At 74.5% G+C, this 21,550-nt stretch carries 15 protein-coding genes and 1 pseudogene; 5 read left to right on the top strand and 11 right to left on the bottom strand.

Going from position 1 to position 21,550, the window contains the following annotated elements; translation table 11 throughout:
- Positions 1–20 precede the first annotated feature (20 nt).
- The 3 genes and pseudogenes from AC02VZ_RS03370 to AC02VZ_RS03360 all read right to left on the bottom strand — a co-directional run.
- Entirely contained in the window at positions 21–707 is a 687-nt protein-coding gene (locus tag AC02VZ_RS03370) for a uracil-DNA glycosylase (protein ID WP_476474540.1), read from the bottom strand.
- A gap of 257 nt (positions 708–964) precedes the next feature.
- Entirely contained in the window at positions 965–2,440 is a 1,476-nt protein-coding gene (locus AC02VZ_RS03365; protein WP_476474466.1) for an MFS transporter, read from the bottom strand.
- Positions 2,441–2,616: 176 nt separating this feature from the next.
- Positions 2,617–3,249: pseudogene (locus AC02VZ_RS03360) on the bottom strand (helix-turn-helix domain-containing protein); the annotation flags it as partial.
- A 144-nt stretch (positions 3,250–3,393) separates the two neighbouring features.
- On the opposite strand from AC02VZ_RS03360, the gene AC02VZ_RS03355 reads away from it, so the two are divergent.
- Positions 3,394–4,140, top strand: coding sequence for an RNA-binding S4 domain-containing protein (locus AC02VZ_RS03355; protein ID WP_476474465.1), 747 nt, complete (start codon positions 3,394–3,396; stop codon positions 4,138–4,140).
- Positions 4,141–4,383: 243 nt separating this feature from the next.
- Here AC02VZ_RS03355 and AC02VZ_RS03350 read toward each other — a convergent pair whose 3' ends face one another.
- Positions 4,384–4,875: a DoxX family protein gene (locus AC02VZ_RS03350; protein WP_476474464.1), complete on the bottom strand. Its 492-nt coding sequence runs from the start codon at positions 4,873–4,875 to the stop codon at positions 4,384–4,386.
- A gap of 584 nt (positions 4,876–5,459) precedes the next feature.
- Here AC02VZ_RS03350 and AC02VZ_RS03345 point away from each other — a divergent pair.
- On the top strand, positions 5,460–5,723 hold the full coding sequence (locus AC02VZ_RS03345) for a DUF6343 family protein (RefSeq protein ID WP_432054015.1): 264 nt from the start codon (positions 5,460–5,462) through the stop codon (positions 5,721–5,723).
- A gap of 92 nt (positions 5,724–5,815) precedes the next feature.
- Here AC02VZ_RS03345 and AC02VZ_RS03340 read toward each other — a convergent pair whose 3' ends face one another.
- From AC02VZ_RS03340 to rpsA, 4 genes are all read right to left on the bottom strand, one after another.
- Positions 5,816–6,196 carry a tetratricopeptide repeat protein gene (locus AC02VZ_RS03340; protein ID WP_432054016.1) on the bottom strand — a complete coding sequence of 127 codons (381 nt, stop codon included), beginning with the start codon at positions 6,194–6,196 and terminating at the stop codon, positions 5,816–5,818.
- A 399-nt stretch (positions 6,197–6,595) separates the two neighbouring features.
- Positions 6,596–7,219: a dephospho-CoA kinase gene (coaE, locus tag AC02VZ_RS03335; RefSeq protein ID WP_476474463.1), complete on the bottom strand. Its 624-nt coding sequence runs from the start codon at positions 7,217–7,219 to the stop codon at positions 6,596–6,598.
- 88 nt (positions 7,220–7,307) lie between these two features.
- Complete coding sequence (locus tag AC02VZ_RS03330; protein WP_476474462.1) at positions 7,308–8,246, bottom strand: PAC2 family protein; 939 nt, start codon at positions 8,244–8,246, stop codon at positions 7,308–7,310.
- Between the two features lie 435 nt (positions 8,247–8,681).
- On the bottom strand, positions 8,682–10,175 hold the full coding sequence (rpsA, locus tag AC02VZ_RS03325) for a 30S ribosomal protein S1 (protein WP_362088970.1): 1,494 nt from the start codon (positions 10,173–10,175) through the stop codon (positions 8,682–8,684).
- 333 nt (positions 10,176–10,508) lie between these two features.
- Here rpsA and AC02VZ_RS03320 point away from each other — a divergent pair, with 333 nt between their 5' ends.
- Together AC02VZ_RS03320 and hrpB are read left to right on the top strand one after the other, a co-directional pair.
- A complete protein-coding gene (locus AC02VZ_RS03320; RefSeq protein WP_476474461.1) occupies positions 10,509–11,381 on the top strand; it encodes a class I SAM-dependent methyltransferase in 873 nt (290 codons plus the stop codon).
- Between the two features lie 183 nt (positions 11,382–11,564).
- Positions 11,565–14,117, top strand: a complete 2,553-nt coding sequence (gene hrpB, locus AC02VZ_RS03315; RefSeq protein ID WP_476474460.1) for an ATP-dependent helicase HrpB — start codon at positions 11,565–11,567, stop codon at positions 14,115–14,117.
- A gap of 326 nt (positions 14,118–14,443) precedes the next feature.
- Here hrpB and AC02VZ_RS03310 read toward each other — a convergent pair whose 3' ends face one another.
- Entirely contained in the window at positions 14,444–16,246 is a 1,803-nt protein-coding gene (locus AC02VZ_RS03310; protein ID WP_476474459.1) for a lytic transglycosylase domain-containing protein, read from the bottom strand.
- A gap of 340 nt (positions 16,247–16,586) precedes the next feature.
- On the opposite strand from AC02VZ_RS03310, the gene AC02VZ_RS03305 reads away from it, so the two are divergent.
- Positions 16,587–17,450, top strand: a complete 864-nt coding sequence (locus tag AC02VZ_RS03305) for a DUF4184 family protein (RefSeq protein WP_432054022.1) — start codon at positions 16,587–16,589, stop codon at positions 17,448–17,450.
- On the opposite strand, the gene AC02VZ_RS03300 is transcribed toward AC02VZ_RS03305, so the two are convergent.
- Both AC02VZ_RS03300 and polA read right to left on the bottom strand, forming a co-directional pair.
- Positions 17,365–17,793: a hypothetical protein gene (locus tag AC02VZ_RS03300; RefSeq protein WP_476474458.1), complete on the bottom strand. Its 429-nt coding sequence runs from the start codon at positions 17,791–17,793 to the stop codon at positions 17,365–17,367. The two genes, AC02VZ_RS03305 and AC02VZ_RS03300, sit on opposite strands and share 86 nt — an antisense overlap.
- A 718-nt stretch (positions 17,794–18,511) precedes the next feature.
- Complete coding sequence (polA, locus tag AC02VZ_RS03295) at positions 18,512–21,238, bottom strand: DNA polymerase I (protein WP_476474457.1); 2,727 nt, start codon at positions 21,236–21,238, stop codon at positions 18,512–18,514.
- Between the last annotated feature and the right edge of the window lie 312 nt (positions 21,239–21,550).

Below are 21,550 nucleotides of genomic sequence, written 5' to 3'. Positions count from 1 at the left end.
CGCGCTTCCGGCCGGTGGGGTCAACTCCCTTCCAGGTACGGGAGTCCGGCCACCCGTGCCGCGTCGCGCAGGACCTCGCGGAGCATGGCGGGGGTGAGCCGGCCGGTGAAGGTGTTGCGCTGACTGACATGGAAGCAGCCGAAGACATCGAGGTCGTCGCCGTTCGGCGCGGTCAGTGTGACGCGGGTGCCGTGGCCGAAGGCCGGGCGGGGACGTGGAACGCTCCAGCCCGCCTCGGCGAACGCGGGGAACGCGGCCTGCCAGCCGAAGGCGCCGAGGACGACCGCGGCACGGACGGTCGGCCGCAGCAGCCGCAACTCGCGCACCAGCCAGGGGCGGCAGGTGTCGCGTTCCCGGGGGGTGGGTTTGTTGGCGGGCGGTGCGCAGTGCACGGGGGAGGTGACGCGCACGCCGTGCAGGGCGAGGCCGTCGTCCGCGTGCACGGCGGTCGGCTGCGAGGCGAGGCCCACGTCGTACAGCGCGCGGTACAGCACGTCTCCGGAACGGTCCCCGGTGAACATCCGCCCCGTACGGTTCCCGCCGTGTGCGGCGGGGGCGAGGCCGAGGATCACCAGACGGGCGTCCGGCGGCCCGAAGCCGGGTACCGGCCTCCCCCAGTACGTCTGGTCGGCGAAGGCGGCGCGCTTGGTGCGGGCCACCTCCTCCCGCCAGTCGACCAGCCGCGGGCAGGCACGGCAGCCGGCGATCCGCCGGTCGAGACGGGCGAGAGCAGCGGCGTCCTCCGAACCCGACGGTTCGGAGGGATCGGAGGGATCGGAGGGATGGGAAAGATCGGACGGTCCGGAAAGGCTGGAAGGTCCGGATTCGCCGGACCGTCCGGAGGAGCCCGACGGTTCGGAGGAACTGGTCGGGCCGGAGGAACTGGTCGGGCCAGAGGTGCGGGGAGGTCCTGAAGCGCCGGACCGCTCCGAGGGATCGGACGGGCCGGAGGGGCCGCTGGGGGTCATGCCTCCACGGTAGGGGCCGTGGAGGTCGCGGGCGCCGTGGAGGTCGCGGGCGCCGTGGAGGTCGCGGTCGTCGGCTCGGGCTCCTGCCGTTCCCGGGGGTCGGCCGGCCCGGCGGGCCGGTCGCGTGCTTCGTCGGCCGGCGGTCCGTCACCGCGGCGGGTCCACAGCAGCGCCCCGGCGAGCAGGACGGCCGCGGTCAGCAGCCAGGGCAGGGGCCCGGGGGTGAGAGCGCCGACCACCACGCCGGTGACGGCCCCGACCGACTGCTGGGCGAGCGACTGCACGGACAGGGCGGTGGCCCGGGCGTCGCCGGGCACCCGCCGGTGCAGCAGCTCGTTCTCGTTCGGTCCCGCCACGCCGAGTCCCAGGTAGACCAGGCCGAACCCGGCGACGACGAGTCCGGTGGAGACCGGATGCGACCAGGCGGCCGTCGCAGCGAGCAGCAGCAGACCGGCCGTGGCGGTGCCCAGTCCGGCCAGCACCGCGCGCCCGCCGCTGCCGGTCAGCCGGGCTGCCGACGGCGCCAGGTGGCTGCCGAGACCGGCGCAGACGAAGCCGCCGCAGGCCAGCGCGGCGAAGAGCAGGGCACCCGACTCGGGCGCTCCGGTCAGCGACACGGCGCGGCCCGGCATGAGCAGTTCGATGGCGGCCAGGGCACTGCCGGCGGCGGCCGCACTGAGCAGGATCCTGCGCACCATCGCGTCCCGCCCGCCCAGCCGCACACCGCTCAGTACGGCGCCCGGGACGCCGCGCAGCACGGAGCGGAGGGTGGCGGGCGGCCGTGGCGGCTCCCGCAGTGCGGCGAGCACGTAGCAGAGGAAGAGGACCTCGACGACGGCTCCCAGCAGCACCGGGACGGACAACGGCAACACCAGGCCCGACGTCGCCCGCGTCAGGCGTGGGCCGAGGTCCGCGGTCCGGTCGAGGAGCCAGGGCACGGATCCGCCGAGCATCAGGCCGATCGCGAGGGCCGCCGAGGTGGCGGAACTGCCGCGGGCCAGGCCGGTGCGCAGATCGGCGTCGGGTCCGGCGGTCGCCTGGACGGTGTCCACGTACCAGGCCTCCGCCGGGCCGCTGGCGAGTGCCCGTGCGGTTCCCATCAGCACCATGCCGAGGACGAGCACCCACGCGGTCCCGGCCAGGCCGACGATGAGCAGGGCGATCGCGTTGAGGGCTCCCGCCGCGGCGAGCACCGGCCGGCGTCCGAGCACGTCGGAGAGGCCACCGGTGGGCAGTTCCACCGCCGCGACGGTGAGGGAATGCGCCGCGAAGAATCCCGCGATGGCGGCGAGCGCCATGCCCCGCTCGGTGAACAACAGCACCAACGGCGCCATGGCGAGTCCCGGGGGCAGCCAGAACAGGGCGCAGACGACGACGTACCGGCGGCAGGCGGCCTTCAGGACCGCCTCGGTCTCCTGGCCCGCCCTCTCCGGGGCCGTGCGGTCCGCACCCGGCCGCGGGGTGCCGGTCATGACGTCCCTCCGGTACCGGCTTCCCCGCTGCCGCCGGGAGCGCCTGCGTCACCGGTGACTCGATCGACGCGGCCGTCCCGGCCGGCGCCGTCATCGCCGTGGTCACCGCCACCGTCGTCATCGCCGCCGTCGCCGTCACCGTCGTGGTGGCTGTCGTCACCGTCGCTGTTGTCGTGGGGGCCGTCGTCGTTGCCTTGACGGTCGGCGCCGTCGCCGTCGCTGGCGGGTGGGGCGGCGAGGGCCAGGCCCGCGGCGACGAACGCCACGCGGCGGGCGCGTGGATCGTGCTCGTCGCGTGCGGTCAGTTCGTCCAGCGTGCGTCCCAGCACCTCCCACAGTTCGCTGAGCGACTCCGGGGTCAGCAGGGGCAGGTAGTCGTTGATCCCGGAGGGCTCGACCCATTCCCGGCCCAGCCGCCCTGCGGCCAGGTCCTCCTCGTGCCGGGTGAGCGACGCGTCCAGGTGGTCGATCTGGCGCCGACGGGCCAGGCCGACGTAGGCGCGGCCGACCGTCGAGGACTCCATCGCCTCGTTGCTCCAGGACGTCACGGTGTGCACGGCCTTCCACCGGCGCTCCCGCCCGTCACGGTGGTCCGCCTCGGTGATGAAGGCGTGCTTCGCCAGCACCCGCAGGTGGTAGCTGGTCGACGCCGACGACTCCCCCGTCCGGTCGGCCAGTTCACTGGCGGTGGCCGGCCCGTCCTGGCGCAACAGCCCCAGCAGCCGGATGCGCAGGGGGTGCGTGAGCGCCTTCAGCGCGGCGGTGTCGCGCTCGGGATCGAGGACACGCCTGTGCTCGTCATTGACCATGCGGTGAGCGTAGAGGGCTGGACCCATTCAGCAAAAGATATTTTGCAAAAAGATTTTGGGAGACTCGGGGCCCGCCCTGGCAGGGAGACGGAGAGACGACCCGTCAGCAGAATGGGCGGGAACGGGGGAGATAAGGTCGAAGGCATGGCTTCTGAGGGTGCGGAGGACGACGACCGGACGCGGGGAACGGGCGGAGCCGGTGACGCGCCGGCGGCTCGGGGCGCGCAGGCCGGTCCGGAGTCGACCGCGACCGCCGACCCGAAGGTCGCCGCTGCCGTGGCGGCCGCCGCGGCGGCCGGGCCCCCGGAAGGTGGCAGCGTCCGGATCGACAGCTGGATCTGGTCCGTGCGCCTGGTCAAGACGCGTTCCCTCGGCGCCTCGGCCTGCCGTGGGGGGCATGTGCGCGTGAACGGCGAGCGGGTGAAGCCCGCCCACGCGGTACGCGTCGGCGACGAGGTACGGCTGCGGCACGAGGGCCGCGAGCGGGTCGTCGTCGTGAAGCGGCTGATCCGCAAGCGGGTCGGCGCCCCTGTGGCCGCCCAGTGCTACGTCGACAACTCGCCGCCGCCCCCGCCCCGTGAGGCCGTCGCTCCGGCCGGTGTCCGCGACCGTGGCGCGGGCCGGCCCACGAAACGCGACCGGCGCGAACTGGAGCGGCTGCGCGGGCTCGGGGGGATGGGCGGCATGGTCGGACGGGGCGCCCTGCCGGACGGCTCCGGTGCCGTCGGAAGCAGCGGCGGAGCGAGCCGCCCCGAACCGCTCGGTGACTTTCACGACCCCGATGGCTCCGGTGATGCGGGCGCCCCGACCGGCCGTCCCCGTGAGCGGGGCGGTAGGCGCGGGGGCGGGGACAGGGGCCGGGATCGCCGGACCCGCGGAGGCAAGCGGTAAGGCCCGGACCCGCGGAAACAAGCGCTGAGGCACCGGGCCCCGCCTGCGGTCGGGCACCGTTTCACCGTTCGGGCAGCCGGTCACGCACCGTTCGACGCCCGGGCGGCGCGCGACCGACAACGCCCGAGTGGCGCGCGACCGACCGGACCGGTTGAGCCGGTCCGGGCACCGCACCGTCCGGACCGGCCCGGTGCCCTGTCTCCTCTCCTCATGCCCTGTCTCCTCGCCTCGTGCCCTGTCGGGCTATGCCTGCGCCACCGTGCCCCGCTTCCCGCGCAGGAGGCCCAGAAGGTCGGCGTTGTGGTCGCGTCGTGCCCAGGCGATCAGGACGAGCGGCACCATCAGGATGAGCGGCGTCGCGGCGAAGGCGCCGTCGAAGACGGCGACCTGGACCACGAACGCGCCCACCATCAGCGCGCTCAGCCCGGTCGCCGCGGCCGACTGCAGCACCGGGACCAGCAGGCCGACCGCCCCGGCGAGTTCCAGCGCCCCGATGGTGTACATCCCCGCGCTTCCCCAGCCCATCGTCTCGAAGGACTCGGCAGCCGAGGAATGGGCGATCAGCTTGGGCAGTGCGCTGGCGCCCGCGAAGAACAGGGCAAGCAGCACCTGCACGACACGGAGTGCGACGCGGCCCAGCCGGCCCCGCCCAGGCACGGAAGCGCCCGCGACGGGCCCCGTTCCCACAGCGGAGGCGGAAGTGGAGGTGGCAGTGGCGGGTGCGGTGCTGGTCATCGGATCTCCTGTGGTGAGCGTGTTCGCTGGTGTCGCCGTCACAGGTAGGACCCGTCCGCGTCCGCGAACTCATCGGTCGCCGGGCGGAATTGTTCGGTGATAATGCCGATGCCCCTGCCCCCTCGGTCACGCGCCCCGCGCCGCCCCACTCCCCGCAACCGCCCCCCGGCGGCACCCCGGCGGCACCCCGGAAGCGATCACGCGCGGCTCGCCCACCGCGGGCAGTCGCGCTGGGCGCTCCACCGCACAGCCGCCCGGTGTGATCACCCCCGGCCCCGCCCTCGCGTGCCTCTCGCGCATGAGCCCCGCCCTCGCTCGTCCCGCACACATGAGCCCCGTCCTCGCGTGCCTCTCGCGCATGAGCCCCGCCCTCGCTCGTCCCGCACACATGAGCCCCGTCCTTGCTCGTCCCTCACACATGATTGTCTCCATGTCCGTTCCAACGGGCAGGATCCGCACGTCCGTTCCGGAACCGAACGGATTCACTCGACCGAGTGAGAGCGAGCGGAGTGAGACAGTGAAGGGAACGGGCTCCCGGTCCGGGGACCCGCGCAGCTCGGGGTCAGGACGGGACGGTGATCGTGATGCGTACCGGCAGTGAACCGGTGACCGCGCGCAGTGCCCTGCGGCTGCGGTTCTGGCTGAGTGTGTGGGGCGTGGCCTGGACGGTCTTCGGCACCGCCGCCTTCGCGCTCACGGACCGCCCGGGCTGGGCCCTGGCCTGCGGGCTGCTGTGGCTCGTCATGACGGTCGATCTGATCATCGTGGTTCGCCACATCCGTCGCGGCCCGCACTATCAGCCGGGCCGCGACGTGCCTCCGTACGCGCCGCCCAAAGACCCGCCGTGACGCGGTCCGGGCAGTGATCCGCCGTGACGCGGTCCGGGCAGGCCGGAGCACCGTCGGCAGGTGCGGACCCGCAGGCGCGGACCCGTGGGCGCCTACGCGTCGAAGCGCGCGGCCTGGAGGTACTCCGGATTGGGGTCCAGGGCGGCCGCCAGGCGGAAGTGGCGCCTGGCCGGGTGGGCGCGGCCCTGCCGTTCGTAGGTGCGGGCCAGGGCGAAGTGGGCGAAGGCGTTGTCCGGCTCGCGCTCCAGGACGAGGGAGAACTCCAGCTCGGCGGAGCGCAGCTGGGCCGCCGCGAAGAAGGCCCGCGCCCGCAGCAGACGGGCCGCGGTGTTCTCCGGATGCATGTCGATGACGCCGTCCAGCAGCTTCACCGCACCTCGCGGGTCCCGGGCGGCGAGCAACTGCTCGGCGGCACGGAAGTCGATGACGTGCGTCTCCGGCGTACGTCCGGTCGAACCGCTGGTCTCGGGCACTGCGGCGTCCTTCCCTGGTCGCACCGTAAACGTCCTTCAACGCATCCGGCCCGGCCCGCTATTCCCGCCCGCACTCCCGTCGGCCGAGCACACGCCCCCACCGAGCCGGCGCACGCCTCGTGGCCCACCTCCCGCCCGCCGAGCGCACGCCCCCCACCGGGCCGAGCGCGCCCCCGACGGCCTGCCTCGCGCCCGCCGAGCGCGCACCCCGACGGCCTCGCGCCCGCCTGACCGCTGCCCCCGCGTCCCGCCGCCCGCGCTGTCCCCCGTCGTCCCGGCCGGTGACCGGGCGAACACCCCCGCAGGGCACGGGTCGCCGGGCAGCCGGCGTCGTTCCACGTGGCCCGACCGGCCGAGCGGGCACGGTCCGCCTGCCCGACCCCGGCCGGCGGGGGCGGGCTACTCGGCCCCCGCCTGCGGGGACGACTCCTTCGCCCGGCGGGCGAGGTCGGCCCAGACGGCGTCCACCTGCTGCTTCAGCTCGTCGAGCGGCACGTCGTTGTCGATGACGACGTCCGCGACGGCCCGGCGCTGCTCGCGGCTGGCCTGGGCGGCCATCCGCGCGCGGGCGTCCTCCTCGGTCATGCCGCGCAGCCGGACGAGCCGGTCGAGCTGGGTCCGCGGGCTCGCCTCCACGACGATCACGAGATCGTAGAGAGGGGCGAGGCCGTTCTCCGTGAGCAGCGGCACGTCGTGCACGACCACCGCGTCCTCGGGCGCGGCCTCGGACAGTTCCTCGGAGCGGGCGCCCACCAACGGGTGGACGATGGAGTTGAGCGTCGCGAGCTTCTCGGGGTCGGAGAAGACGATCGAGCCGAGCCGGGGCCGGTCCAGGCTGCCGTCCGCGGCGAGCACGTCCTCGCCGAACGCCTCCACGACCGCCGCCAGACCGGGCGTTCCGGGTTCGACGACCTCCCGCGCGATGCGGTCCGCGTCGATCACCACGGCACCGCGCTCGGCGAGCAGCCGCGACACCTCACTCTTGCCGGCGCCGATGCCGCCGGTCAGACCCACGGACAGCACGACCGCGCCTCCACCTCTGCCTGCCCCGCCGGGGCGGGGACTCCGGGACCCGGTGAGCAGCCGACCGGGCGAAGGGCAGCGTAGCCGATCAGCCCTCGCCCTCCCGTTCGGCGAGGAACCGTTCGAACTCCCGGCCGATCTCGTCCGCCGACGGGATGTCGACCGGCTCGGCGAGCATGTTGCCCCGGGTCTCGGCGCCGGCGGCGGCGTCGTACTGGTGCTCCAGGCCCTGGATGAGGGCGGTGAGTTCGTCGTCGCCCTCCTGGACCTGCCGGTCGATCTCGGTCTGGGTGCGCTGGGCGGCGGTGCGCAGCGTGTGGGCGATGCCGGGCAGGACCAGGCCGGTGGCGGCGGTGACGGCCTCCAGGACGGTGAGGGCCGCGTCCGGGTACGGGGAGCGGGCGATGTAGTGGGGGACGTGGGCGGCGACGCCCAGGACGTCGTGTACCGCCTGCATCAGCCGGTACTCGACGAGCCCCTCGGCGCTGCCGGGCACCTGGGCCTCGTCGAAGGGGCCGGTGTGGCCCGGGACGAGGTCGGTGCGGTTGCCGTGCGGGGTGAGCCCGACCGGTCGGGTGTGCGGGACGCCCATCGGGATGCCGTGGAAGTTGACGACGAGGCGCACGCCGAGCCGCTCGACGATCTGGCGGACGGCCGCGGCGAACCGCTCCCACTCCACGTCCGGCTCGGGCCCGGAGAGCAGCAGGAAGGGGGCTCCGGTGGCGTCCTGGACGAGGCGGACCTCCAGCGCGGGGTCGTCGTACTCGGTCCAGCGGTCGCGGGTGAAGGTCAGCAGCGGACGGCGGGCGCGGTAGTCGATCAGCCGGTCGTGGTCGAAGCGCGCGACGACCTGGTGCGGCAGTGAGCCGAGCATCCGGTCGACGATCTGGTCGCCGGTCTCCCCCGCGTCGATGTAGCCGTCGAAGTGGTAGAGCATGACCAGGCCGGCCGACTCCTGGGCGAGCGCCATGTCGACGACGGCCAGCCCCTTCGGCTCCCATGAGTACAAACCCTGCGGATCAAGCACAGTGACCGCTCCTCCTCGTGTCCGTACGGGACAACGTGCCATGCGGCGCCGACATTCCCAGGAGGGGCGGCTCCTCCGGTGCCGCCGGGAGAGCCGGCGAGGCGCGGGGTGGTGGGAGCCGGCGAGGCCCGGCGTGGTGCGAGCCGACGGGGCACGGCGTGGTGCGAGCCGACGGGTGGGCCCCGGCCCGCAGAGGCGGCCGGGCGGTTCGGCACACGGCGCCCGTACGCACCCGACGCCGGCACCGACGCCGCAGTCCCCGAAACCGACTCCGCCCCGCTCGGCACACGGCCGTACCGCCTCCTGCGCCGGCACCGATGCCGCAGCCCGGGGACAGCACCGGACGGCTCCGGGCAGCACCGAGGGCCCGCACCCCGGAAGGTGCGGGCCCTCGGTCAGAGGTCGGCCCTCAGTGGCCTGCCCAGTGGGCTGCGGTCAGCTCTGGCCGCCGGCCAGCTTCTCGCGCAGCGCGGCCAGCGCCTCGTCCGAGGCCAGCGCGCCGGAGTTGTCCGGGCCCTCGGAGGAGTACGAACCGCCACCGGACGCGACCGGAGCAGCGGTCTCGGTGCCCTCGGCGGCAGCCTTCTCGTCCGCCTCGCGGGACTTGATGACCTGCGCCTGGTGCTGCTCGAAGCGGCTCTGCGCCTCGGCGTACTGGCGCTCCCACTCCTCGCGCTGCTTCTCGTAGCCCTCGAGCCAGTCGTTGGTCTCGGGGTCGAAGCCCTCGGGGTAGATGTAGTTGCCCTGGTCGTCGTAGGACGCGGCCATGCCGTACAGGGTCGGGTCGAACTCGACCGCCGACGGGTCGGCACCGAAGGACTCGTTGGCCTGCTTCAGCGAGAGGCTGATGCGACGACGCTCGAGGTCGATGTCGATGACCTTGACGAAGATCTCGTCGTTGACCTGGACGACCTGCTCCGGGATCTCCACGTGGCGCTCGGCCAGCTCGGAGATGTGGACCAGGCCCTCGATGCCCTCGTCCACGCGGACGAACGCACCGAACGGAACCAGCTTCGTGACCTTGCCGGGCACGACCTGGCCGATCTGGTGGGTGCGGGCGAACTGCTGCCACGGGTCTTCCTGGGTCGCCTTCAGCGACAGGGAGACGCGCTCGCGGTCCATGTCGACGTCCAGGACCTCGACCGTGACCTCCTGGCCGACCTCGACGACCTCGGAGGGGTGGTCGATGTGCTTCCAGGACAGCTCGGAGACGTGGACCAGACCGTCGACGCCACCCAGGTCCACGAAGGCACCGAAGTTGACGATCGAGGAGACGACGCCGGAACGCACCTGACCCTTCTGGAGGGTGGTGAGGAACGTCTGGCGGACCTCGGACTGGGTCTGCTCCAGCCAGGCACGGCGGGACAGGACCACGTTGTTGCGGTTCTTGTCCAGCTCGATGATCTTCGCCTCGAGCTCCTTGCCCACGTAGGGCTGGAGGTCGCGGACACGGCGCATCTCGACCAGGGAGGCCGGGAGGAAGCCGCGGAGGCCGATGTCGAGGATGAGACCACCCTTGACGACCTCGATGACGGTACCGGTGACGATGCCGTCCTCTTCCTTGATCTTCTCGATGGTGCCCCAGGCACGCTCGTACTGCGCGCGCTTCTTCGAGAGGATCAGGCGGCCTTCCTTGTCCTCCTTCTGGAGGACCAGGGCCTCGATCTCGTCGCCGACGGCGACGACCTCGTTCGGGTCGACGTCGTGCTTGATCGAGAGCTCGCGGCTCGGGATGACACCTTCGGTCTTGTAACCGATGTCGAGCAGGACCTCGTCCCGGTCGACCTTCACGATGACGCCGTCGACGATGTCGCCGTCGTTGAAGTACTTGATCGTCTCGTCGATCGCTGCGAGGAATGCTTCCTCGTTACCGATGTCGTTGACCGCTACCTGCGGGGTGGTGGCGGTGGTCTCGGTGCTGCTCGTCATGTGGGAAAGGGCTCCGGTACGGACATTGAAGTCGTAGGTACTGCTACGCCGGAGCCCGTTTCGCTCTGTAGAAGCCGGACAGCCAAGGAAGCGCCCCACCAGCAAACTGGTGATGACGCCTCGAGAACCGAGGGGACATACAACAGACGCGAGCGCAGCCTGCTACGTCTGAGGCACGCAGGCTCGCAGCGCAACTTGTAGCATACGGGGGCAGCCGGGCAGGGTCAATGCACGAAGCCGCCCACCCGGGGCGGATCGCCGCATAACCGGCACAATTCGCCCGCACGGCGGAAGACGCACGTCAGACACGGCTACCGGACCACGCGGGATCCGGTGACGCGTCCGGCGGCCGGCCGGGGTCCGGCTGGACGGAAGAGTACGACGAGGGAGCCGATCATCCAAGAGCCCGAAGCGCCCGAACCGGAGGCGACCCGGCGGGAGGCCGGCGTCACCGAGAGCGCCCGAGCCAATCGGGGCTGGTGGGACCGCAACGCCGACGAGTACCAGGTCGAACACGGGACGTTCCTCGGCGACGACCGCTTCGTGTGGGGACCCGAGGGACTGGACGAGGTGGAGGCCGAACTGCTCGGCCCGCCCGAGGACCTCAAGGGCCGCGACGTGCTGGAGCTGGGCGCGGGAGCGGCCCAGTGCTCGCGCTGGCTGGCCGCGCAGGGGGCCCGCCCGGTGGCGCTGGACATCTCGCACCGGCAGTTGCAGCACGCGCTGCGCATCGGCGGGGCGTTCCCCCTGGTGTGCGCCGACGCGTCCGCGCTGCCGTTCCCGGACGGCTCGTTCGACCTGGCCTGCTCGGCGTACGGGGCGCTGCCCTTCGTCGCCGACCCGCGGCTGGTGCTCCGGGAGGTGCACCGGGTGCTGCGTCCCGGCGGGCGGCTGGTCTTCTCGGTCACGCACCCGATCCGCTGGGCCTTCCCGGACGAGCCCGGCCCGGAGGGCCTGAGCGTGTCCGGGTCCTACTTCGACCGCACGCCTTATGTGGAGCAGGACGAGCGCGGTCAGGCCGTCTACGTGGAGCACCACCGCACGCTGGGCGACCGGGTGCGGGACGTCGTCGGCTCCGGTTTCCGGCTGGTGGACCTGGTGGAGCCGGAGTGGCCCGCCTGGAACACCTCCGAGTGGGGCGGCTGGTCGCCACTGCGCGGGAACCTGATCCCGGGCACGGCGATCTTCGTGTGCGCACGGGACTGAGCGGAAGCCGGGACCGGGCAGGGATGGGACCGGGCGGGGGCAGTACCGAACGGGAGCCGGGACCGAGCAGGGGACGGGACGGACTCAGTGGGTGACGGGGCCGAGCGGCCGGGGATCGATCGGGCGGGGGCCGGTCGGGCAGGGACCGGCCGGGCAGGGACAGGGCGGGCAGGGACAGCGCGCGTGATCCGTCACGACGCCCTGGCCGCCCTCCCGGTCCGGTCCGCGCTGCCCGCGCTGAGGGACGCGCTGGACGGCCGGGGCACCGCGGTGCTGGTGGCGCCGCCCGGCACCGGCAAGACGACGCTGGTGCCGCTGGAGCTGGCCGGGCTGGTGGGTGACGGACCCGCGCGGCGGGTCCTGGTGGCCGAGCCGCGCCGGATCGCCGCGCGGGCGGCGGCCCGCCGCATGGCGTGGCTGCTGGGCGAGCGGGTGGGCGGATCCGTCGGTTTCACGGTCCGGGGCGCGCGGGCCGTCGGGCCGGACACGCGCGTGGAGGTGGTGACCACCGGGGTGCTCCTCCAGCGGTTGCAACGCGACCAGGAGCTGTCCGGGGTGGACGTGGTGGTGCTCGACGAGTGCCACGAGCGGCACCTGGACGCGGACACGGCCGCCGCGTTCCTGTGGGACGTGCGCGAGACCTTGCGGCCGGAGCTGCGGCTGGTGGCCGCGTCGGCGACGACCGACGCCCAGGGCTGGGCCCGGCTGCTGGGCGACGCGCCGGTGGTCGAGGCGGCCGGCACGGCGTTCGGGGTGGACGTGGTGTGGGCGCCGCCCGCGCGGCCGGTGCGGCCCCCGCACGGCATGCGGGTGGACCCGGCGTTCCTCGCCCATGTGGTGTCGGTGGTGCGGCGGGCGCTGGCCGAGCGGGACGGGGACGTGCTGGTGTTCCTGCCCGGGGTGGGCGAGATCGTCCGCGTGGCGGGGCTGCTGGGGGACGCCGGGGGCGCGGAGGTGCTCCAGGTGCACGGGAGGGCTCCCGCGGCCGTGCAGGACGCGGTGCTCGCCCCCGGGCAGCGGCGCCGGGTGGTGCTGGCGACCTCGGTGGCGGAGTCGTCGCTGACGGTTCCGGGCGTGCGGGTCGTGGTGGACTCGGGCCTCGCGCGCGAGCCGCGGGTGGACCACGCACGCGGGCTGAGCGCGCTGACCACCGTCCGGGCCTCTCGGGCGGCCGGGCGGCAGCGTGCCGGGCGGGCCGGCCGGGAGGCGCCCGGCACGGTCTACCGCTGTTGGGCGGAGGCGGAGGACGCCCGGCTGCCCCGGTTCCCCTCGCCCGAGATCGCGGTGGCCGACCTGACGGCGTTCGCCCTGCAGGCGGCCTGCTGGGGTGATCCGGACGCCACCGGGCTGGCGCTGCTCGACCCGCCGCCCGCCGGGGCCATGGCGGCCGCCCGGAGCGTGCTGACGGCGATCGGCGCGGTCGGTCCCGACGGGCGCGCCACCGGGCGCGGTGCGCGGCTCTCCCGGCTGGGGCTGCACCCGCGGCTGGGGCGTGCCCTGCTGGACGCGGCACCCGTGGTGGGCGCCGAGCCGGCCGCCGAGGTGGTGGCCCTGCTGAGCGAGGAGGCGCCGCGCGAGTACGGCGACGACCTGGCCGCCGCCCTGCGGACCGCCCGGCGCGACGGCGACGGCTACGCGGCGCGCTGGCGGGCCGAGGTGCGGCGGCTGCGGTCGTCCGCCGGGGAGGTGGGCGAGGTGCCCGGCGGGGACGCGCCCGCGGTCCGGGGCGACGGGCGGGACCCCGGTGCGGGGCTGTTGACGGGGCCGGACGCCCACGCCGGGCTCGTGGCCGCGCTGGCCTTCCCGGAACGGGTCGCCCGGGCGGACGGCGGTTCGTATCTGATGGTGTCCGGGACGCGTGCCGAGGCGGGGGACGGCAGCGCGCTGCGCGGCGCTCCCTGGATCGCGGTCGCGGTGGCCGACCGGCCGGCGGGCCGCGGGCACGCGCGCGTGCGGCTGGGCGCGGCCGTCGACGAGGCCGTGGCACGGTACGCGGCGGGCGCGTTCGCGGAGTCGGCCGAGGAGGTCCGCTGGGCCCACGGGGATGTCGTCGCCCGGCGGGTCGAGCGGCTGGGAGCGGTCGAGCTGTCGGTGCGCCCGCTGCGGGACGCGGACCCCGGGCTGGTCCGGGCCGCGCTGCTGGACGGACTGCGGCGGGAGGGGACGGCGCTGCTGCGGTGGCCGCCGGGGGCGGTGACGCTGCGGCAGCGGCTGGCCTTCCTGCGTCGGCAGTGCGGTGAGCCCTGGCCCGACGTGGCCGAAGAGGCGCTGATCGCGCGGGCGGACGAGTGGCTGGAGCCGGAGCTGGGGCGGGCCCGGCGGCGGGCCGACCTGGCGCGGATCGACGCGGGACAGGCGCTCGGCCGGCTGCTGCCGTGGGCGTCCGGGGAGGCCGCCCGGCTGGACGAGCTGGCCCCCGAGCGGATCACCGTGCCGAGCGGGTCCGCGATCCGCGTCGACTACGCCGACCCCGGCCGGCCGGTGCTCGCCGTGAAGCTGCAGGAGATGTTCGGGCTGCGCGAGACGCCCCGGGTGGCCGGGGTTCCCCTGCTGGTGCACCTGCTGTCCCCGGCCGGGCGTCCGGCCGCCGTCACCGCCGACCTGGCCTCCTTCTGGCAGGACGGCTACCGGGGCGTGCGGGCGGAGCTGCGGGGCCGGTATCCGAAGCACCCGTGGCCGGAGGACCCCGCCACGGCGGAGCCGACCCGGCACACCAACGCCCGGCTCCGGCGGTGAACACGGCCAGGACGGCGATCCGGACGGCGGCCAGGGGGCCGGAGCCCTGGTCGGCGGCACTGGCCGGCGCGCGGGGCGGTGGCCGTACGGAACGGTGCCCGGGCGGCCGAGCGGTGTCCGACGGGACCGGAGCCGGACGCACGAGCGGTGGCCGATGAGCCGGCACCGGACGCACGGCCATGGACGACCCGCCAGGTTGTCGTCGTGGCCCCCGCCAACTGACGCGCCGGGCGCAGGACTTCACACACACACCCACACGAGCAGGGCGCCCCTGGACGACTCCCAGGGGCGCCCTGCTCGCGTTCGCGCCGGGGTGTGGCCCGGGCTCAGTCGTCCGCGGGCTCGGAGGGCGCCGGTGACGCCTCCGTCTCCTCCTCGCCGTCCGCGTCCTGCGCCACGGTCAGTTCGACGGTGAGCGTGGCACCGCCCGCGGTGGTGATGCGGAGCAGGAAGGTGCCGGTGGTGTCGTCCGCGAACAGGGGCGGCAGCTCCAGGAGGCCGTCGGGGCCGGTCTCCAGGCCGGTGAGGGTGCGCACCGGCTGGTCGTCGGCGCCCTTGAAGTACGGTCCCCGGTCGTTCTCGTCGGGTGCGTCGGCCGAGGTGACGAGCGTGGCGGTGGCGGCGACCCGGTCGGCGGCGGAGCCGTCGTGAGTGGCCTTCACCGTGACCCGGTGCTCGAACGCGCCGCCCGGTGTACAGGTCAGGGCCTCGTCGCCGACGCGGACGAGCCGGTCGGCGGTGCGTTCGGTGACGGTGGCCCGGAACGCGAGGGCCGGGACGGAACGGCCGACGACCGTGGCGCGGACCGTGAACGATCCGGCCTTCTCGCCTGCCTTCAGCCGGGGTGCCACGGCGACACCGGAGCCGTCGGTGACGACGGTGGCGACCTTCTCCCCGCCGTGGAACGTGGCGTCGGTGTCACCGGTCACGGTGAACCTGATCCGCACCTTGGCCACGGGCTTCCCCGCCTCGGTCTCCGCACGGGCGCTGACCCGCTGGGCGAACGCGTCGCCCGCCCGGGCGGTGAGTTCGGGGGTGCCGGCGTCCTTGAGGCGGTGCACCGTGTCGGTGGGCGTCTGCGGGGTGCCGGGCGGAGTGGTGGGCGGGGTGGTGGGCTCCCCGGTCGTGGGCGGCGGGGAGGGCCGGGTGGGCGGCTCGGTGGCGCCTCCACCGGGCTTGCCCGGTCCGGGGCTCGGCCGGCCGTCGGAGGGCCGTTCGGTCCGGGGCGGCTTCGGGGAGGTGGTGCCGGGCGCCGCGGTGCCGGGCGTGCGGGAGCCGGGGCGCGGGGTGCGGTCGTCGCTGCGGCCCTCGGGCAGGGGGCCGGTGCCGTCGGGGATCTCGTGGGTGCCCTTGCGGTAGAACTCCAGCCACGACAGGACGGTGTTCAGGTAGTCCGTCGACCGGTTGTAGCTGAGGATCGCCCGCTTGAGGTCCTTGCTGTCGGACAGGTCCCAGCCGAAGCGGCACAGGTAGTGGCCGGCCGCCAGCGCGGCGTCGTAGATGTTGTTGGGGTCCTCGACGCCGTCGCCGTTGCCGTCCCGGCCCGCCCACGCCCAGGTGGAGGGGATGAACTGCATGGGGCCGACGGCCTGGTCGTAGGTGCTGTTGCCGTCGTAGGCACCGCTGTCGGTGTCCCTGATGAGGGCGAAGCCGTTGCCGTCGAGTTGGGGGCCGAGGATCGGGGAGAGCGTGGTGCCGTCGGCGGTGACCTTGCCTCCGCGGGCCTGTCCGGACTCCACCTTGCCGATGGCGGCGAGCAGTTGCCAGGGCAGGTTGCAGCCGGGCTTCTTCTCGCGCAGCGCCGCCTCGGCCTTCTTGTAGGCGCCGAGGACGGTCGCCGGGATCCCGGCCTCACCGCCGCCCGCGCTCGGGCCGTCGCCGCCCGCGGAGGGGGACGGGTTGGGGCTGTTGAGCGGCGGCAGGTCCGTGTAGTAGGGCGAGTTGCCGGTCGCGCTGTCGGCTCCGTCGGCGGCGTCGGGGGTGGGCACGGCGTCCGAGGTGGCCTGCCGGCCGTGCTGGTCGACCGTCACCCCCGGCGCCTGGGACGCGGACAGAGCCGCCACCGCGACCGCGGCCACGGCCGTGGTGGTCGCTCCCTTGCGCAGCCTCCTGCCGAAATGCGCCGCCATACAGTGAACCCCTCCCCTGGACGCCGGGGCGTCCGTCGACCCGTGTCTCGTGCCCGTCCGGTGAGGGACGGCCGGCCCGCCCCACCGGTTGCGTGACGGGAGGGGAGGTGCCCCGGTCGTTCGCCGTCCACACCCGCCCGCCCCGCTCCGGCACGGCGACGTTCGCGACCCTACGGCAACTTCCTTGGACCGGACACCCGTTCCCGACCGACATTCACCGCTTCACCATGTTCACCGGCGGCGGACCGGCGTCCGGGCCGTACCGCATACTGAGTCGCGCCGGCACGGACGATCACCGGCCCGGCTCCCCGCCGGTCAAGGACCCACCCGAGGAGCCGAGTTGCCGTTCACGCTGAGCCACGCGGCGGCGGTCCTGCCCGCTCTCCGGGCGGACGGACGGGGTCGCGGCCCGCTGGTGCCGTCGGTGCTCGTCGCGGGCACCTTCGCGCCCGATCTGACCTACTACGCGGCGAGCGCGGTGTCCGGGGCCATGGAGTTCGGGGACGTGACGCACTCGTTCGCGGGGGTGTTCACCGTCGACGTGCTCCTCGCCTGGGCCCTGGTGGGGCTGTGGCTGCTGGTCCGCGAACCGCTGGTGGGCCTGCTGCCGAGGTCCCGGCAGGACCGGCCGGCCACCCTGCTGCGGTGCGGGGCGCCGCGCACGGCGGTGCGGCCGTCGACGGCGGCGCAGTGGTACCTGTCGGCCGTGCTGGGCGCGCTGACGCACGTGGTGTGGGACGCGTTCACGCATCTCGACCGGTGGGGGATGCGGGTCTTCCCGGTGCTCGGCGAGGAGATCGCGGGGTCGCCGGTGTACTGGTACCTCCAGTACGGGGGTTCGGCCGTGGCCGCGGTGGTGATCGTCTGGTTCGTGCTGCGGGCCCTGCGCCGCACGCCGTCCGGCGGCGGGGCGGCCGGAGTGCCACTGCTGTCCGCCCCCGACCGGTGGGCCGCCGCCGGTCTGATCGGCGGCTGCGTACTGGTGGGGGCGGTGCACCGGGCGGCACGGTGGTGGGCCCACTGGGGGCCGTCCGCGAAGCCCTGGGAGATCGTTCCGACGGTGTGCTTCGGGACGGGCGCGGGTCTGGCCGTGGCCCTGCCGCTGTTCGCGGTGGCGGTCAGGGTGTGGCGCCGCCCGGCTCCGGCCGTCCGGGCCCCTGGAACCCTCGGTACGGAGCCCCCGAGCCGTACCGCCGCACGCTGACGGGGTCGGCCGCGGCGACGAACACGGTGATGGTGCGGACGGGACGGGGCCGGGGCAGCAGGGTCAGGGCGAGGGTGAGGTAGCCGCGGGCCACCTCGGCCCACAGCCGCCACGGAAGCGGCCGCTCGGGCAGTACGGCGGTGACCGGCGCGGCGGCCCGGGAGATGCGCCGGCCGAGGCCGGTGGAGGCGCGCCGCAGCGCGGTGGCGAGGGTGACGGGGATGCGTGCGGTACTCGCGGAGGACGCGAACACGGGGACCGCCGGTCGCGCCTCGGGTCCGGGGCCGTCGGCGCCGGCCCGGGGCGGGGGTCCCGCTGTGCGGTGAAGCATGCGTATACCCATGCCCCGCATCCTGGCCGCAGCGTCCGTGCCGGGCCGTTCCGCGGGGGCCACGCGAGTGACACCCCGTACGGGGCCCTTGCGGGGGAACGGGCGGCGTGTACGGCAGGAGCGGGACGGGCGACCTGCCGGGGCGGGAGAGGGCCGTCCGCGACAGCAGCGGGAACGCGCGGCTCACCGCAGCTGCACGGACCGCCCGCGGCAGGCAGCAGGACGGGCCACAGGCGACTCACGACAGCCACACCGACCGCCCACGGAAGCGGGACAGGCACCTCACCACGGCACGCGCACCACCCGCGGCAGCAGGACGGGCGACCCGCCGGGCCGGGAGCGGGCCGCCCGCGGGTGGTGTCCGCCGCCTGGGCCGCAGGCGACCTGGATCCGACGCCGGGGGACGACACGGGCGCGGCCACGGCCGGGCCGAGCGCGACGTCCGGCGGATGCCGGAGGCCACGCGACGTCCGGCGGATGCCGGAGGCCGGATGCGGATGCCCGGCCCCGTCGCCCGGCGCACCGAACCGCCGCACCGGGCGTACCGGGCGTACCGGGCGCATGGCAACAGGCGAGTGCGGGCCGGCCCGGATCAGCAGGCCCGCAGCCTCGTCCCGGTCCGCGACAGGGACGCGGCCCCGACGTGCCCCCGTCCCGGCCCCGACGACCCCGTCCCCACCCGGCGTGGCCCCGTCCCGGCCCCGGACGGCGGGGGCTCGCACGCCCGCGGTCAGTGGGCCGCCGACTCCCAGTCCGGGCCGGCGCCGACGGAGACGCCCAGGGGGACCCGGAGCTGGACCGCGGCGCCCATCTCGCGGCGGACCAGTTCCTCGACCCGGTCCCGCTCCCCCGGCGCGATCTCCAGGACGATCTCGTCGTGGACCTGGAGCAGCATGCGGGACGTGAGGCGGTCCTCGCGCAGGGCGCGGTCCAGGTTCAGCATGGCGATCTTGACGATGTCCGCGGCCGTCCCCTGGATGGGGGCGTTGAGCGCCATGCGCTCGGCGGCCTCCCGCCGCTGGCGGTTGTCGCTGTTGAGGTCGGGCAGGTAGCGGCGGCGGCCGAAGAGCGTCGCCGTGTAGCCGGTGGCCCGGGCCTCGTCGACCACCCGGCGCAGATAGTCGCGGACCCCGCCGAAGCGCTCGAAGTAGGCGTCCATCAGGGCGCGGGCCTCGGCCGCCTCGATGTTCAGCTGCTGGGAGAGGCCGAAGGCCGACAGGCCGTACGCCAGGCCGTAGGACATGGCCTTGATCTTGCGGCGCATCTCCGCGTCGACCGCGGCCGGCTCGACGGAGAAGACCTGTGCGGCGGCGGTGGTGTGCAGGTCCTCGCCGGAGGTGAACGCCTCGATCAGGCCCGCGTCCTCGGAGAGGTGGGCCATCACGCGCAGTTCGATCTGGCTGTAGTCGGCCGTCATCAGCGACTCGTACCCCTCGCCGACGACGAAGCCGCGGCGGATGGCGCGCCCTTCGTCGGTGCGGACGGGGATGTTCTGCAGGTTCGGGTCGGTGGACGAGAGCCGGCCGGTGGCGGCGACGGTCTGGTTGAAGGTGGTGTGGATGCGGCCGTCGGCGGCGATCGTCTTGATCAGCCCCTCGACCGTCACCCGCAGCTTGGCCTGCTCACGGTGGCGGAGCATGATCACCGGCAGCTCGTTGTCCGTCTGGGTGGCGAGCCAGGCGAGGGCGTCGGCGTCGGTGGTGTAGCCGGTCTTGGTCCTCTTGGTCTTGGGCAGGGCCAGTTCGCCGAAGAGGACTTCCTGGAGCTGCTTGGGCGAGCCCAGGTTGAACTCGTGCCCGGCCGCCGCGTGCGCCTCCTTCACGGCCTGCTGCACGGCGCCCGCGAACATCTGCTCCATGGCCTCCAGGTGGGCGCGGTCGGCGGCGATGCCGTGCCGTTCCATCCGGGCGAGCAGGGCCGACGTGGGCAGTTCCATGTCCCGGAGCAGGTCGGCCGCGCCCACCTCGTCCAGGCGGGTGCGGAACGCCTCGCCGAGGTCCACCACCGCGCGGGCCTGCACCATGAGCGCCTCGGCCTCGGCGGCGTCGTCGGCGCCGAACGCCAGCTGGCCGTCGGCCGCCGCGGCCGGGGCCAGCTCGCGGTGGAGGTACTCCAGGGACAGCGCGTCCAGGTCGAAGGAGCGGCGGCCGGGCTTGACCAGGTAGGCGGCGAGCGCGGTGTCCATGGTGACGCCCTCGATGGTCCAGCCGTGCTCGGCGAAGACCCGCATGGCGCCCTTGGCGTTGTGGAACACCTTGGGCCGGTCCGCGTCGGCCAGCCAGGCGGCGAAGGCGCGCTCGTCGCCCTCGTCCAGCTCGGCCGGGTCGAACCAGGCGGCCGGTCCGTCGGCCGAGGCCAGCGCGACCTCCGCGACGGAGCCGGTGCCCAGCGCCCAAGTGTCGACGGTGGCGACGCCGAGCGGCGCGGTGCCGTGCTCGGTGAGCCAGCCGGCCAGCTCGCCGACGCCCAGCACGCTGCCGTCCAGCTCCACGCCCTCCGCGACGACCGGGGTGGCCTCGGCCTCCTCGGCGCCCGGGTCGACGGCGAACAGGCGCTCGCGCAGCGAGGGGTTGCGGATCTCCAGGGTGTCCAGGAGCATCGCGACGGCCTTGCGGTCGTACGGGATCCGCGCCAGGTCGGCGACGCCCTTGGGCAGCTCGACCTGCCGCTCCAGCTCGGTCAGGCGGCGGTTGAGCTTGACCGCCTCCAGGTGGTCGCGCAGGTTCTGCCCGGCCTTGCCCTTGACCTCGTCGACCCGCTCGACGAGCTGCGCGAAGGAACCGAACTGGTTGATCCACTTCGCGGCCGTCTTCTCCCCGACCCCGGGGATGCCGGGCAGGTTGTCGGAGGGGTCGCCGCGCAGCGCGGCGAAGTCCGGGTACTGGGCGGGCGTCAGCCCGTACTTCTCGACGACCTTCTCCGGGGTGAACCGGGTCAGCTCGGAGACGCCCTTGGTGGGGTACAGCACCGTGGTGTGCTCGGACACCAGCTGGAAGGAGTCCCGGTCGCCGGTGACGATCAGGACCTCGAAGCCCTCGGCCTCGGCCTGGGTGGCGAGCGTGGCGATGACGTCGTCGGCCTCGTAGCCCTCGACGGCGAAACGCTGGGCGTGCATCGCGTCGAGCAGCTCGCCGATCAGCTCGACCTGGCCCCGGAACTCGTCGGGGGTCTTGGAGCGGTTCGCCTTGTACTCGGTGAACTCCTCGGAGCGCCAGGTCTTGCGGGAGACGTCGAAGGCCACCGCGAAGTGCGTGGGCGCCTCGTCACGCAGGGTGTTGGCCAGCATCGAGGCGAAGCCGTAGATCGCGTTCGTCGGCTGGCCGGTCGCGGTGGTGAAGTTCTCCGCGGGCAGCGCGAAGAACGCGCGGTAGGCCAGCGAATGCCCGTCCATGAGCATCAGCCGGGGACGGTCGGCGCCGGAGGTCTGGTCGGTCTTCTTCGATGCTGTCTCTGCCACGCCCCCGATCCTGCCACGCCCCACCGACAGCCGGGCCCTCCCCGCCCCGCCACGGGCCCCGGCCCCCGTCACCACGGTCGCCGTACCCGCTCCGCACCCACTCCGCGGCCGACCACCGGATCCGGCCAGGGACCACCGCCTCCCCTCGGGCCGCCCCACCGGCCCACGGCCGGCCCGCCCACCGGTCGCCACCCGCCCGCGTCCCCCACAGAACGCACCGCACCGGCCCGCGTCACACCCGGGCGTCCCCGCCTCACCCCTCCCCCGCACGTCCCCACCCCCCGAACCGGCCCGCGACGGACCTCCCAGCGT

The organism is Streptomyces sp. 3-6, from assembly GCF_056323165.1.
Note: the sequence above shows the minus strand (reverse complement) of the source record. Positions and strands in the feature narration are given on the sequence as shown.

What these genes read in the sequence shown, in the direction of transcription:
- AC02VZ_RS03365 (WP_476474466.1), bottom strand. Translation starts at nt 2,440, where the DNA reads ATGACCGGCACCCCGCGGCCGGGTGCGGACCGCACGGCCCCGGAGAGG.
- AC02VZ_RS03355 (WP_476474465.1), top strand. Translation starts at nt 3,394, where the DNA reads ATGGCTTCTGAGGGTGCGGAGGACGACGACCGGACGCGGGGAACGGGC.
- AC02VZ_RS03350 (WP_476474464.1), bottom strand. Translation starts at nt 4,875, where the DNA reads ATGACCAGCACCGCACCCGCCACTGCCACCTCCACTTCCGCCTCCGCT.
- AC02VZ_RS03345 (WP_432054015.1), top strand. Translation starts at nt 5,460, where the DNA reads ATGCGTACCGGCAGTGAACCGGTGACCGCGCGCAGTGCCCTGCGGCTG.
- rpsA (WP_362088970.1), bottom strand. Translation starts at nt 10,175, where the DNA reads ATGACGAGCAGCACCGAGACCACCGCCACCACCCCGCAGGTAGCGGTC.
- AC02VZ_RS03310 (WP_476474459.1), bottom strand. Translation starts at nt 16,246, where the DNA reads ATGGCGGCGCATTTCGGCAGGAGGCTGCGCAAGGGAGCGACCACCACG.
- AC02VZ_RS03300 (WP_476474458.1), bottom strand. Translation starts at nt 17,793, where the DNA reads ATGGGTATACGCATGCTTCACCGCACAGCGGGACCCCCGCCCCGGGCC.